General features: G+C 36.7%; 11 protein-coding genes. 9 read left to right on the forward strand and 2 right to left on the reverse strand.

What is annotated here, in order from left to right; all coding sequences use genetic code 11:
* Nucleotides 1-309 precede the first annotated feature (309 nt).
* The 8 genes from MUW56_RS06230 (at nucleotide 310) to MUW56_RS06265 (ending at nucleotide 9,629) form a co-directional block, all read left to right on the forward strand.
* The gene (locus tag MUW56_RS06230; RefSeq protein WP_292012380.1) at nucleotides 310-858 is read left to right on the forward strand and encodes a YMGG-like glycine zipper-containing protein; all 549 of its coding nucleotides are present in this window, start codon (nucleotides 310-312) and stop codon (nucleotides 856-858) included.
* 57 nt (nucleotides 859-915) lie between these two features.
* A complete protein-coding gene (locus MUW56_RS06235; RefSeq protein WP_292012381.1) occupies nucleotides 916-2,559 on the forward strand; it encodes a hypothetical protein in 1,644 nt (547 codons plus the stop codon).
* 40 nt (nucleotides 2,560-2,599) lie between these two features.
* Nucleotides 2,600-3,670, forward strand: coding sequence for a chorismate synthase (gene aroC, locus MUW56_RS06240; protein ID WP_292012382.1), 1,071 nt, complete (start codon nucleotides 2,600-2,602; stop codon nucleotides 3,668-3,670).
* 17 nt (nucleotides 3,671-3,687) lie between these two features.
* A complete protein-coding gene (locus tag MUW56_RS06245; protein WP_292012383.1) occupies nucleotides 3,688-4,251 on the forward strand; it encodes a thioredoxin family protein in 564 nt (187 codons plus the stop codon).
* A 41-nt stretch (nucleotides 4,252-4,292) separates the two neighbouring features.
* On the forward strand, nucleotides 4,293-4,832 hold the full coding sequence (locus MUW56_RS06250; protein WP_292012384.1) for a TlpA disulfide reductase family protein: 540 nt from the start codon (nucleotides 4,293-4,295) through the stop codon (nucleotides 4,830-4,832).
* A gap of 83 nt (nucleotides 4,833-4,915) precedes the next feature.
* Complete coding sequence (locus MUW56_RS06255) at nucleotides 4,916-5,257, forward strand: DUF1232 domain-containing protein (protein WP_292012385.1); 342 nt, start codon at nucleotides 4,916-4,918, stop codon at nucleotides 5,255-5,257.
* A 115-nt stretch (nucleotides 5,258-5,372) separates the two neighbouring features.
* Nucleotides 5,373-6,752, forward strand: a complete 1,380-nt coding sequence (gene pyrF, locus MUW56_RS06260; RefSeq protein WP_292012386.1) for an orotidine-5'-phosphate decarboxylase — start codon at nucleotides 5,373-5,375, stop codon at nucleotides 6,750-6,752.
* Nucleotides 6,753-6,806: 54 nt separating this feature from the next.
* Nucleotides 6,807-9,629: an aminopeptidase gene (locus tag MUW56_RS06265; protein WP_292012387.1), complete on the forward strand. Its 2,823-nt coding sequence runs from the start codon at nucleotides 6,807-6,809 to the stop codon at nucleotides 9,627-9,629.
* A gap of 63 nt (nucleotides 9,630-9,692) precedes the next feature.
* Here the strand turns inward: MUW56_RS06265 and MUW56_RS06270 are convergent, their stop codons facing one another.
* A complete protein-coding gene (locus MUW56_RS06270) occupies nucleotides 9,693-10,475 on the reverse strand; it encodes a lamin tail domain-containing protein (protein ID WP_292012388.1) in 783 nt (260 codons plus the stop codon).
* 189 nt (nucleotides 10,476-10,664) lie between these two features.
* Entirely contained in the window at nucleotides 10,665-11,441 is a 777-nt protein-coding gene (locus MUW56_RS06275; RefSeq protein ID WP_292012389.1) for a T9SS type A sorting domain-containing protein, read from the reverse strand.
* Nucleotides 11,442-11,617: 176 nt separating this feature from the next.
* On the opposite strand from MUW56_RS06275, the gene MUW56_RS06280 reads away from it, so the two are divergent.
* Nucleotides 11,618-14,830 carry a hypothetical protein gene (locus MUW56_RS06280; RefSeq protein WP_292012390.1) on the forward strand — a complete coding sequence of 1,071 codons (3,213 nt, stop codon included), beginning with the start codon at nucleotides 11,618-11,620 and terminating at the stop codon, nucleotides 14,828-14,830.
* Nucleotides 14,831-14,850 lie beyond the last annotated feature (20 nt).

Raw genomic sequence — 14,850 nt, forward strand, 5'->3', positions numbered from 1 at the left:
TGAATTCAACAAAAACTATGAATGAACTAAAGTTTACGATTCGTGCTCATAAATGAAAATTCCCCGGCTGGCCGGGGAACTATAGTGAATATTGTGTACAAAATTAATTTTCAATATCTGAAAACTTTTATACCGATCACAAACATTATGCCTAAACACTTACTGCTGCTATAAAATTTAGCAAAAATGATAAGACTATGTTCTTCTATCTATCAATTTTAACTTTCTTTAACTAAAACTGGCTTCATAATTGGAAATATATATATAAAGCTAACGTCGTTTTGACTTAAGCTTATTAAAATTTGAATTATGAAAAATATAGTAATAGCAGGCTTTTTATCCATTTTTTTAATAACGGCCTGCAAGAAAGATGACAGAACAGCTGAAAAGTCTCTGGAGGAACAAAAACTTGAATTTCAGGCAAGACAGCTTGAAATAGAAAAGCAGAAACTGGCTATTGAAAAGGAAAAGCTGGTGTATGAAGCACAGAAAAAAGCAGACAGCATTTCAGAAAATAAAAAAGCAAAAGCTGCTGCTGTAAATAATTCAAAACCACAAATCATAAGAGAAACAAGAACAGTATACAGAGACCGTTCCGGTTCCAACTCAGGAGGAAGCAACGGAGGATATGCAGACAACGGAAACAGCGCTTCACAAGGTACTACTCAGAAGAAAGGAATGAGTAAAGCGGCTAAAGGAACAATTATCGGAACCGTCGGAGGGGCAGCAGCCGGTGCCATTATTGCCAAGAAAAACAGAGGTCTTGGTGCTGTAATCGGTGGTGTGGTAGGTGGTGCTACTGGATATACAATCGGTAGATCACAGGATAGAAAAGACGGAAGGGTACAACCCCGTTAATCATATTTTTTTCACAATAACAAATAAAGATTGCTTATTTTTAAGCAATCTTTTTTTATGATATTGATTCTACTTTCTACAATTTTTATGATTCCGGTCCTGATGGGTATCGGAAAAATTATGGAGATCTTTTGGGGTAGCTTACTTCAGGGGATCTCAGGAAAAATTGCAATCGGAATCTTGGGAATAAGTGTAGGATGGACTCTTATTTCTTTTTTTATCCCTTTGAATATTTACGTAGAAACCTTTACTATTGTATTAGGCCTGATTTATTTCTTTAAAGACCGGTTATTTCACGAACTGTATCAGTTTTCAGGAAAGGATATTCTTTTAATAACAGCCGTTTCTTTCCTCATTGCATGGGCCGGCTCTTATTCACCCTACCTATTGGATCACTTCGGATATTATGTACCAACCATTCAGTGGCTTACTGAATATGGATTAATAAAAGGTATTTCCAATGTAGATCTTACGCTGGGACAAATGTCTTTGTGGCATATTTTCCAGGCTGGATTTTCCAATTTTTCAGATCCTTTTCTTAGAATCAACACCCTCTTATTAATCATTTACACTCTATATATTATTGAGAAAAAAAACTGGGTTCATTTATGTTTGATCCCCATCCTGCTATTATTTTCACAGTCTCCGAGCCCAGATCTGCCGGTTATTGTTTTTTCATTAATTATTTTAAATGAAATCATAGCAGGAAATAAAAACCATGCTCTTCTTTTTGCCTTTTCAGTGTTCGTTTTCACCATAAAGCCTACGATGATTTGGCTCCCTATACTGATCTTTCTCAACGCTGTTATAATTTTTAAATCAAATTTTAAAATTCTTATTTTCGGAAGCTTGATTCTCATTTTATTCTTCATTAAAAATATCTGGACATTCGGCTATCCGGTCTTCCCCGTCTCTATAGGAGATCTCGGCCTGCCCTGGAAACCCAATTCCGAAGTTTTAAAAACATCATCCCGGTACGCCATTCAGAAAACGTATGACATGCAGTATTCTTACGAAGAAATTCAAAAATTTTCAATCTTTGACTATGTTAAAAACTGGTTTTTCTTAAAAGGGATTAAATCAAAAATCAATATCCTTTTCATTGTAAGTTTACTTGTATTGTCTTTATTCACATGGGTAAAAAAAAGAATGCTTATCACCTTAATCTGTATCTCACTGTTAATAAAAAGTATAGTGATACTAGCCTTTTCAGCTCAATACAGGTTTTTCATAGATGTATTTTTTGTGATGTTTTTTATAATATTTTATGAATATTTCGACCGAAAAAAATCAATTACCGTTTTTTCAGTCCTCAGTCTGTCTATTATTTTGCTGTTATCTTTTCCCAACCTTATACAGCGTTATCTCCCTAGTTTTAAACCGGGAAACTTTATTGCAGGGTTTGAAAAAAAACAGCTTTATAAACCATCGGTCTATCAGTATCATCATTATGATTCTTTCCGGGTCGGAAACCTAAAATTCAATGTTTCTAAAAAGTATCCGTTTAATTTTGACACCCCGCTTCCCTCTATTTCTACAGGGTATATTTTTGACGATGCCAAACAGGGAATATTCCCTCAATATTGTAACGAAAATAACATCAGAAAAGGATTTATCTGGAAAAAGCTGAATTCCAAGGAGAAAAGCGAGGCTGAAAAAGTGATCAATAGTATCAAAAACTCTTATAAACAGAACAAATAGAGAAACTTTATTATCTGGAGAAAAAAGGTAATTTTGTATCATGTTCAACACATTAGGTAATCTTCTTAGTCTAACAACATTTGGAGAAAGTCACGGAGTGGCGTATGGCGGTATTATTAATAATTTCCCGGCGGGTTTAACGGTAGATCTCGATAAAGTTCAGTATGAGCTGAACCGAAGAAAACCGGGTCAGTCTGCTATTGTTACACAAAGAAAAGAAAGTGACACGGTAAAATTTCTTTCGGGAATTTTTGACGGAAAAACGACGGGTACTCCAATAGGTTTTATCATTGAAAATGAAAATCAGAAATCAAAGGATTATGACCATATTGCAGGGGCATACCGTCCAAGTCATGCAGATTTCACATATGATCAGAAATTTGGTTTTAGGGATTATCGTGGCGGCGGAAAATCTTCAGCAAGAGAAACCATGAACTGGGTAGTTGCAGGAGCATTTGCCAAGCAGCTTCTACCTGAGCTTGAAATCAATGCTTACGTTTCATCTGTAGGAGATATTTTCTGTGAAAAGCCCTACCAGGCTTTAGACTTTTCTAAAACGGAAACCAATGATGTACGCTGTCCGGATACTGAAACTGCCGAAAGGATGATTTCAAAAATTAAAGAGATCAAAAAAGAAGGCAACACTATCGGTGGAACAATTACCTGCGTTATCAAAAACGTTCCTGTAGGAATCGGTGAACCTGTATTTTCAAAACTTCAGGCCGAGCTGGCCAAAGCTATGCTTAATATTAATGCCTGCAAAGGTTTTGAATATGGCAGTGGATTTTGCGGTGCAAAAATGACGGGAAAAGAACACAATGATGCGTTTAATACCGATTTCACTACCCAATCTAACCTTTCAGGGGGAATTCAGGGCGGAATCTCCAACGGGATGGATATTTATTTCCGTGTGGCATTCAAGCCTGTAGCTACTATTTTAAGACCTCAGGACAGTATCGATAAAGATGGAAATCCGGTTGTCGTAGAAGGAAAAGGCCGTCACGATCCATGTGTCGTTCCAAGAGCTGTCCCTGTAGTGGAAGCATTAGCTGCATTTGTCCTTGCAGATCTGTTTTTGATCAATAAAACAAGAAATATCAATAATTTTTAACATAAATATTTTTGGTAATGAAAAATTACTGGGAGAAAGGAATTTCGTTTGAAGACTATCTTCAAATCGCCAAGGAAAGATTAGAGAATCCGGCCAGCCAACAGGAAGCTGATTATAAACAATATTATGAACTGGGACTTCATAGAATGGACAGAACTATAAAAAAGTATGTTCCGGATGAAGAGCAGCTGAAAGAATTGGCCTGCAAAAATTTTGACGGCAAGATCCTGATCATCTCAGAAGCATGGTGCGGTGATGCCAGCGCAACAGTTCCTGCACTGTTCAGGTTCTTTGAAGGACATAATGAAGTCCGGGTTTTCCTGAGAGACCGTGACAAAAGCCTGATCAGCCGGTTTTTGACAAACGGAACAGAGTCTATTCCTAAAGTCATTATCCTTGATAAAGACTTTAATGTAAAAAACTCCTGGGGACCGCGTCCAAAATATGGATATGAATTGCTGATGAAATATAAGGCAGATCCTGAAGCTTATCCGAAAGACAGCTTTTACAATGACCTGCAAATCTACTATGCAAAGAACAGAGGTAAAGATGCCGTTCAGGAAATCTTAGATTTATTATAACAATAAAGTCTAACATGACCACGGACAATAAAAAATAACATATGAAAAAGAGTATTATCTATATCGTACTGATCGTCATCATTGGTATCATAGCTTTTGTGCCGGGAGTAAAGGATTTTCTTAAAAATCAGTTTTTCCCTATCGCTACGATTGAAAATGCCGTGCATGTAAGCGAAGAAGACTATGATATTGATCTTAAAGGCACCAATGCACCAAGTACCAATCTTAAAAACTTCAGAAACAAAGCTGTTTTCCTGAACTTCTGGGGAACATGGTGCCCGCCGTGCAGAAAAGAATGGCCTACTATCCAGAAATTATATGACTCCCGAAAAGGAAATGTAGATTTCATCCTTATTGCCATGAATGACAAAGAAGAGGATGTACGAAAGTTTTTGAAAGAAAATAATTACACAGTTCCTGTCTATATTGCTCAAAGTCCGATATCTGAAAAAATTCTTCCTAAAGTATTTCCCACTACTTTCCTTTTGGATAAAACAGGCAGAATCATCATTAAGGAGGATGCTTACAGGGATTGGAACACAGAGACTGTGCATCAGTTCATTGACAATATTATCAAATAGTTTTTTTAACTAAATTTTATAATTTGTTGGTACAGGATTTGTGAAATTTATAACGTTGAAAAATTATTTAAACCAAACACAAAATGAAGTATTCAAAGTTAAATCTTGCAAAAGAAGCAATCAGTCACAAAGGTTTTGTAAAAAAAATCCCTGATATATTCAGAATGGTAAAAATGTGGAGAAAAGGGCTTTACCCCATAAAATCCATTGATATTATTCTTCCTCTATTAGGTATTTTATATGTAATCTCCCCTATCGACCTTCTTCCTGAGTTTGCCATACCGGTACTGGGAGTAATGGATGACCTGGCGGTATTGTCGCTAACCATTCCTAAGTTGATCAAAGAAGTTGACAAATTTTTACTTTGGGAGGCGGAGCAAAAATACAGCGGAGCCAAAATTATTGATGCTGAAATCATAAAATAACAGTTTATTATATTCCTTAAAACCATCCTGAAGGATGGTTTTTTATTTACAAATGAACGATAAATTTTTAAGCCTTATTTCAAATCCTTAAATTTGCAATATCTAATAAAAAATAATGGAAAGTAAAAAAGAATTCTTCTTGGAGTGTTACAAACTAGGCATCATCAAATTCGGAAGGTTTACCTTAAAAAGTGGGATTGAAAGTCCTTTTTATGTAGACTTAAGACCATTGGCTTCTGATCCTAAAATTTTGAAAAACCTTGCAAATTATTTATTGGAAATGCTTCCATTGGATAATTTTGATCTCATCTGCGGAGTTCCTTATGCAGCCCTTCCTATGGCTACGGCAATGTCATTGGAAAGCTATATTCCATTAATCATTAAACGCAAAGAGGCAAAGAGCTATGGTACCAAGAAACTGATCGAAGGAATTTACCAGAAAGGGCAAAACTGTCTTTTGGTAGAAGATGTGATCACTTCCGGAAAATCTTTGGTTGAGACCATTGCAGAGGTGGAACAGGAAGACCTGAAAGTTTCAGATATCGTTGTGGTACTGGACAGGGAACAGGGCGGAAAACAGCTGTTAGAAAGTAAAGGCTACAACGTTCATACTCTTTTCAATATTTCGGAGGTATGCACAATTCTTCAGGAAACCGGAGAATTGTCTGATGAAGAAGTAAAAAGAATTCAGGATTTCCTTCAGGGCAATCATATTCAGTTTGAAGAAGAAATCAGGGTATCTTATGAAGAAAAACTGAATACTACGGAACATTCCGTTTCAAAGAAATTATTAGAAACGGCAATAGCAAAAAAGTCTAACCTTATTGCTTCCGCAGATGTTACAACAACTCAGGAACTTCTGGCACTGGCTGAAAAAGTAGGACCTCATATCATTGCTTTAAAAACTCATATTGATATCATTTCAGATTTTGATTACGAAAAAACAATTACCCCATTAAAAGAAATTGCTGCAAGACATCAGTTTTTATTGATGGAGGACAGAAAATTTGCTGATATCGGAAATACTCAGGAACTTCAGTTCACAAGCGGGGTATTTAAAATTACAGAATGGGCAGATTTTGTAACCTCACAGGTGATCGGTGGATTTGAATCATTAGACTGCTTCAAAAATGTAGGAGTAGTGGCTATCGTTGGAATGTCCTCGAAAGGTACGTTAACTACTGCCAGCTACCGTGAAGAAGCTTTGAAAATAGCATCATCGCATCCTAATGTAATTGGAGGAGTCTCGCAAAATAAAATTCCTGAAGATCTTTTATTATTTACTCCGGGAGTCAATGTAGCAGGCTCAGGTGACGGTAAGGGACAGCAGTATAATACACCTGAACACGTCTTTAAAACTTTACATACAGATTTTATTATTGTAGGAAGAGGAATCTATAAATCTGAAGATCCCGAAGCTTCTGCCATCACCTATAAAACTGAAGGCTGGAACGCTTATATTAATTCTTTGGAAAAAAAGGCAATTCAGAATTAAAATCCTGCAAAATATATACAAAATAAGTTTATATTTGGGCTTTATCACGAATATTTGAAAAAGATCACCATTTGTCTTATTTTACTTTTAGGAGTTGTACAGGTTTCTGCACAAAAAGACAGCATATCTATTGAAGCAAAACTGTCTTCGGACAGAAAAAATCTAGAGATCAGTCAGGAAATTATTTATTATAATTATTCTGACAAGGACCTTCATACGGTAAAACTTCTGAACTGGATTTCCGCCTATAATAAACGGGAAACCTCATTGGTTTATAGAAAACTGGAAGACAGAAATAACGATCTGCATTTTGCAAAATCTGATCAGCTGGGGAAACTTCTGGAACTGGATATTAAAGATTCAGAAAATCAACCTATTTCTGTCACTTCTCTTTCAGATGAGAATCTGTTTCTCCCTCTGAAAGAAGCATTAAAGCCCGGCAAATCCATTAAGCTGCAGTTACGGTACCGGATGCAGCTTCCTGATAAAAAATTTACAGGATACGGAGCATCTGCTCAGAATACTGCACTAAAATATTTCTTTATTGTTCCGGATCATTTTGATCCGGACAATATTGTCAAAAAAAGCTATAATGACATTGAAGAACCGGCCAGTTTCAATACTTTCTGGACCATCAATTTTGATATTCCTGTAAATACTTTTATAGAAGGCAGCCTGCCGCAGATCCAGACCAGTTCTTTTAAAGGTTATTCAGATTCTGACCCCGAATTTTTAATCTCTCAAAGTCAGTATCCATCGGTAAAGACCAATATTGACGGTATTGAAACCGAAATTAAATTTGGTTACAATCTGAGACCCGAAGAAAAGCAAAATCTGGAATTCTACCTGCCTCTGCATTTAAAGTTCCTTAAGGAAAAAATCGGGGTCCTTCCGAAGAATATTTTTATTTCTGATAAATTCAGGGCGAAAGAAGATTTCTTCGGAAACAATGATATCACCTTCTGGAAATTCAGATTCCAGCTCTTTACAGATGCCGAAAAAACAGACCTTGATTATTTTGGAATCATTACCAAAAAAATTCTGGACGAAAACATTATTGCTGATAAAGAGAAAGATCACTGGTTTAAAAACGGATTAAGATCCTACCTGGAAATCCAGTATCTGAAGAAATTCTATAAGGATGCGAAACTGTTAGGAACACTTCCGGAAACAAGGCTATTCGGAATCAAGCCTTTAAAATTATTCCATGCTTCCAAAGTAAAGCTTTTAGACCGGTACGGATTGGCCTATCAATATATTATGTTGCAAAACCTCGATCAGAAGATTGGTGAAGACTTTACAGCGCTGAGTAATTTCAATGATATGGCAATAAGTGGTTTTGAAACAGGAAGCCTGTTCAATTATTCCGCTGATAAAATGGGATATGAAACCTTCAATACCCTTGTAAAAGACTATATATCCCAAAATACCGGAAAAAAGATCAATCCTGAAGAATTTTTGACAAGCCTTTCTGAAAAGGACAAAACAACAGGATATCTCTCAGGTTTTTTTAAACAAAAGAACAGGGTTGACTTTAAGCTTAAGAACATTAAAAAAGAAAAAGATTCTTTACAGATAAGAATTGCAAAAAATACGGATGTTTCAATCCCTGTAAAACTCGAAACCGAAACCAGGGAAGGAGAAAAAAAAGCGTATTGGATAGACACTGAAGAGAACCAGCATATTACCAATTTATCTCTTCCCGCTTCAGATAATATCTATAAAATCACGTTAAACAGCGGCTATATATTCCCTGAATCCAATTACAGAGATAATTTTCTCTATGCCAAAGGATTGTTTTCCAATACCAAAAAAATTAAGTTTAAATTAATAAAAGATATTCCGAATCCGGAATACAATGAAATTTATGTCAGTCCAAGAGTTCGTTTCAACAATACTTATGATAAATTTCTTCTAGGAGTTAATTTAAAAAATCAATCTTTTTTTGATCAGAAATTCCTGTATTCGGTTACTCCAACGTACAGTACCGGGACAGGAAAACTGACAGGATCCGGAGCAGTCTCCTATTCTTTTCTTCCAGCTGAAAGCATTATCCGAAGTCTGACTTTTGGGGTTTCCGGCTCCTATTTCCACTATGATTACGGATTGGCTTACAGAAAAGGATCTGCATTTTCCTCCGTCAGTTTCAGAAAGGATCCCAGAAGTACGGTAAGCAGAAGCATCGGTCTTTCATACAATTATTTTGAAAGAGACCTGAGCCCTGTTATGATCGCCAATAACGACTACCAAAAATATAATCTTTGGAGTCTTGGATACGGATACAGTGACAGCCAGATGATTCATGAAAAAAGCTTGAGCCTGAGCACACAGGGAATGGAAGATTTCAATAAAATTACGGCAGAAGGTTTTTACAGATGGGAATTTGCGCCAAAACAAAAGTTGAGCCTTCGTTTATTTGCCGGGTATTTTTTGAGAAATGACACCAGAAATAACCTGTTTAATTATGGAATTTCAAGAGTTTCAAATTATGCGTTTTCCTACAATCTGTTAGGAGAAAGTGCGAGCAGCGGTATCCTTTCACAGCAGTTTGTTTTAGCTGACGGCGGCTTCAAATCATTCATTCCGGGGACTGTCAATCGGTGGATTACTTCTTTGAATGTAGACTCCAGCATATGGAAGATATTTCATGTATATGCAGATGCCGGTATTTATAAAAACCAGGACCGGCCGGCAAAATTTATCTGGGACAGTGGTATTAAAGTAAGAATTATCCCTGATTTCCTGGAAGTTTATTTTCCCGTACAGTCTTCCCTGGGATTTGAACCGGCCTTCAAGGATTATGCAAGGCGTATCAGATATACTCTTGTCCTTAATCTGGGCTCCATTATTAATGCGGCAAGAAGAGGTTGGTATTAATTTCTCTACAAATTTAAATAAGAGGCTGTCTCCAATGAGACAGCCTCTCTCCTATTAAAAAACTTAATCTTTTACAATTTTCTGAGAAACAGGAACATTATTAATGGTTCCTGTCACAATATAAGTTCCTTTGGGCAATTCTGTAATATCCAGTGCTAAGGCTGTTTTAGTTGCTGCTTTTTTTACCACTCTTCTGAATGTATCGTATACTTTGATATCGCCAATCTCTGTTCCGAAAATAATTTCGCCGTTTTTTATAAAAGGATTCTGGACAAAATCCGACTTTGCATTGCCTTCAATAGAAAAATCAATTTTATTGTCCTCACTATTGCCAGAAATTCTTTTCAGAGCTGCCGATGGTGTAGGAGAAGGAGCCGGACCATCGCCTTTAAACTGATCAGCATTCGCTCCGTACCCTACAAAATCCAGTACATTGGAAGAAACGGGTCCCGGAATTTGTACCTTATCACTTGCCAAAGCAATTTTCCCCGACACTCCTGAAATCTTTATTCCTATAGACTTATTCACAGTTCCGTCGAAATTGGTAACGGCAGTTGCAATAAAATCCGGTGCAGGCAAATTTACGGTGCCATTTCCGATCGCAGCTTCCTGAACCAGATAGCTCTGCTCAGGATTTAGGGTAATATCCGGTAATGTGTGATATTGTGTAAAAGCCCCCACCGCAGGTGCGTATTGTATAGTGGCCCCTGATAATGAAGCGGGAACAGTGCCTATATTTTTAAGTACAATATAATTATTTTTTAATACTGCCCCAGAGTTTTCGCTGCCTCCATAAATCTCATTAATAACGATTTGGGCATTTGCCAATGCTGTCATCGACAACATCACAACAAGAGTAAAAAAATTTTTCTCATCAGCGTATAATTTTAGGGATAATGCTGTATTGAAAATATCAAAAATAATACCAGTTCATTGAAAAACAAGCATATATTAACACTCAGAACAGCGGAAATTGTAACAAAAAGCCAACCGTTTCGTTGAAACGGTTGGCTTTGTATTTTATATCAAGTTGACTTAGTCTTTCAATATTTTTTGAGAAACAGGTGCATTGTTTACTGTTCCTGTTACGATATAGTTTCCTTTTGCTAATTCAGCAACGCTTACTGTTCCATTTTGTTTTACAGAAGCTGTTTTTACAACCTGTCCAACCATATTGAAAACTTTTACATCTTTAACATCTGATCCGAAAACAATTTCGTCATTGGTAACGAAAGAATTCTTCACAAAGTTTCCTGATTTTACAGTTTTAGCATCTGAAACAGCTAAAGTAGTTCCGGCATTAACAACAATATCATCAATAAAGAATCTGTTATTAGCAGTAACTGAACCTTCAAATGTAAGAGTTACAGCTCCTGTAGCTCCTGTAATATTCACTGTATATGTAGAAAATGATCCCTTCACCAAAGTTACAGTCGGCTGACTTAGAGTACCACCAGTAGCAGAAATGTTTAACGTAGTAATTTCATTAGCTCCATTCCACGCACCTGCTCTGAAAGTTAAAACTCCGTTGCCTGTTAAACTAATAGTAGGAGTAGTAACAGTCCCTTTTGCTGAACCAGTTCCTACTTTTAGACACTGATTTCCTCTATACACTTTAGCAAAAGTCCATGCACCTCCAGTCGTGTAAGATGTACTTCCATCACTAAATCCAGATGTAGCAACACTTCCACTCCATCCTGCATCATTTCCTCCTGTTCCTGTTACGTCATCAAATGTAGCGTTAAAAACTGTTTGGGCAAAAACACCTGTCGCTACTAAAACAGTAGCAAAAAACGAATAAAGTTTTTTCATGATTTAAAAATTTTATATTGATTATTATTTTCTTTAACAAAATTAAGTCTATTTTTCTACCTAGTACAATAAATACGTTAATTTTTTGTTAATAATAGTTGACCCTTTGCTGTTAACATTTTTTAATTATTTTTACGGATTATTTTCAAAGCTTGCGGAATTGTATTATTCTATTGGTGTTATTTTTCTTAGGCATATTTTCAGTAAATGCCCAGGTTTTTTCATGGAAAAATCCCAATCTGCCGGAAGACACCCTAAAAAGGGACAGTATTCTCACCGCAAAGCTGGAACAGGACATTTTTGTAAAAGATACCCTTGACTTTATCCGAACCAATAACAAGATTATCATCGATGAAGCCGTGCTGGCTAAAAATGATAAAAAGAGGTTTCTGGGAGAGCTTAATTCTAAAGGTTCCATTATCCGTGGAATTACATTTGGTAACAATCAGGGACAGTCTGTACAAAGTTCCATGGATCTTCAGATCTCCGGGAGGCTTTCTAAGGATGTCACCATTTTAGCAAGTATTTCTGATCATAATCTTCCTATCCAGGCTGACGGGTATACCCAGACTTTAGAAGAATTTGATAAAATTTACATGCAGCTTAATATTAAGGATAAATCTATTCTCAGAGCGGGGCACCTGGATCTTGTAGAACCTAAAAACTATTTTGCAAAATACCAGAGAAGAAGTATGGGGCTGGAATTTCAGACGGAATTCGGGAAGGAAAATAAAACCTTTATAGATGTCTCAATGGGGGTTGCACGAAGTGAATTTCACAGGATCCGTTTTCAGGGGGTTGAAGGTAACCAGGGACCCTACCGGCTCACCGGTAAAAACGGAGAACAGTTTATTACGCTGATTTCCGGTTCGGAACAGGTTTTTATTGATGGTATTTTAATGAAGAGGGGGGAAAACCAGGATTATGTCATTAATTATAATACCGGTGAAGTTACCTTTACCAGTTTCCGGCCTATTTTCCAGCAGAATTTCATTACGATTTCCTATAATTACGCAAACAGAAATTATTCCAGATACTTATTTACCGGTAAATTGGAACATCAGAGAGAAAAATTCAAGGTGGGGCTGAACTGGTTCATGGAAAACGACAATAAAAATGCTCCGCTTTCTTTAAATCTCTCTAAAGAAGACGAAGAAATCCTGGCCAACGCCGGAAATGATCCTAATTTAATGTATGCTCCTTCAGGAGTGGCTACTGAATATGACGTGAATAAAATCTTATACGGCTTACGTTCAAGTCCTACCGGAAATTTTTATGAATTTTCCACCAATCAGAATGAAACGTTATACCAGGTTTCCTTTACTTATTTCGGCGCCGGTCAAGGGGATTATAAAGTAGCACAAACCACCAATAACGGGCGTGTCTTTGAATATGCAGGCCCTAATGCCGGAGATTATCGAGCCGTAAGAAAACTTCCTTCCCCTCAGAAATCCCAGGTATTTTCCCTGAACTCCGAATATGTATTGAATGAAGGAAAAATAGGAGCAGATATTTCCCTCAGCAATTATGATATCAATCTCTTTTCTTCAAAAGATTCTGATCAGAATATCGGCTATGCATGGCGTATTTTTGGAAACAAAAGCTTTACCAAAAACAACTGGAAAGGGACTCCTAGTTTTGAATATCAGTATATTGACAGACAGTTTCATATCCTTGACCGTATCAATGATGTGGAATTTTCCAGAGACTTTAACCTGGCACAGGAATTTAACAAGAAAACGCAAAACAGGTTTATTTTCAGCTTTTTAAATAAATGGAATAATAAGTCTACCCTTAACTATCGCGTCAATTATTTAAATGAACAGGACTCTTACAAAGGGATTAAAAATGATTTAGACTTTGGCTGGATGACAGGAAAATTCCTGACAAAAGGAAACTTCTCCTTCCTGAATACCAATGCGACTCTTCAGGATACTAAATTTATCCGTGGAGGAGTTTCAACGGAATACACCGGAAAAAAAGGAAGCTGGGCTGTTGGCGGAAGTATGGAGCATAATGAGAAAAAGTACAATGACACCCAGCTCATGGATGTAACCAGTTTCAGCTGGAAAGAGATCTTCGTACAAAAGAAGATCGGCGACAGTACCCGAACAAAACTTCTTGCCAAAGTATATATGAGGGATAATGACTCGGTACGTGACAACAGGCTTCAAAATATGAACAATATACTGGGGATTATGGCGGAAAGCCAGATCATCAAAACCGAAAGAACCACCTTAAATGCATTAATTCACTACAGAAAATTCTTCTATCAGAATGATGATGCCGGTGCGGTGACCCGAAACAATGACTTTGTGGTAGGAAATATTCTTTACAACCAGCAGCTTTTCAAAAACGGAATGCGTCTGCAAGCATTTTATGAACTTGGAAACGGACAGGAAGCTCAGAGAGAATTCCAATACCTCAAAGTAACGGATGGCCAGGGAATCTATAAATGGACAGATTACAACGGTGACGGCATTCAGCAGCTGGATGAATTTGAAATCGCAGAATATTCTGATCTTGCTCAATATATCCGTGTATATACCAATTCCGTAAGGTATATTCCTTCCAACAAAAACAAACTGCAGCTGGCTTTATTTGTTAACCCTGCTATTGTATTCAATTCGGAAAATTCATTTTTAAAACGTTGGAATTTCAATATTTCATTAAATTCTCAAAACTCATTCTATAAAAAAGATAAAGTACTGGTATTTAATCCGTTTGAAAAAAACAGCGACCAAATTCTTAAAAATCAGAACATTCTGACTTCAGTACAGTTTAACCCAACGGATAAATCTGGCTGGAACGGGAATTACCGGTTTATATCCAATGACAACCTTATCAATGCCAATTTCAGTAATGAGGAACGTGAACAGACCTCTCATTTCGTAAATATAGGATATTGGTTCAATAAAGAATTCAGGGTCGACTGGGAAAACTCGGTTCATGATATTAAAAACTCCTCACAGCTCTTTGTGACAAGAGATTACCGTTTAAATAATTTTGAAACCAAACCCAAAGCGACTTATAAATTCACTGACGCTATACAGACAGAACTTTCTGCGGCCTACCGGAAGAAAGAAAGAATAGATGGTGAAGAATTTCTGAAAGCATTTGATATTACGGGGACCATCCAATGGGAACGCAGAAAGACCTCCATCCGTGGAAATTTCTCTTTCATCAATAATACTTTTACAGGAAACAATTACAGTATTGTAGGAAACCAGATGCTTGACGGTTTAAAACCCGGGAAAAACCAGGTATGGAGTGTGTTTATCCAACAGGCCATCAATTCTTTCATTCAGTTGAATTTAAATTACGAAGGAAGAAATTCCGGTGACAGAACCATTCATATTGGAAGCATGCAGGTAAAAGCAAGCTTTTAAAAAAATCAAAAACTTCCTGA

This window comes from Chryseobacterium sp. (assembly GCF_022869225.1).
In the GTDB taxonomy this organism is placed as follows: domain Bacteria; phylum Bacteroidota; class Bacteroidia; order Flavobacteriales; family Weeksellaceae; genus Chryseobacterium.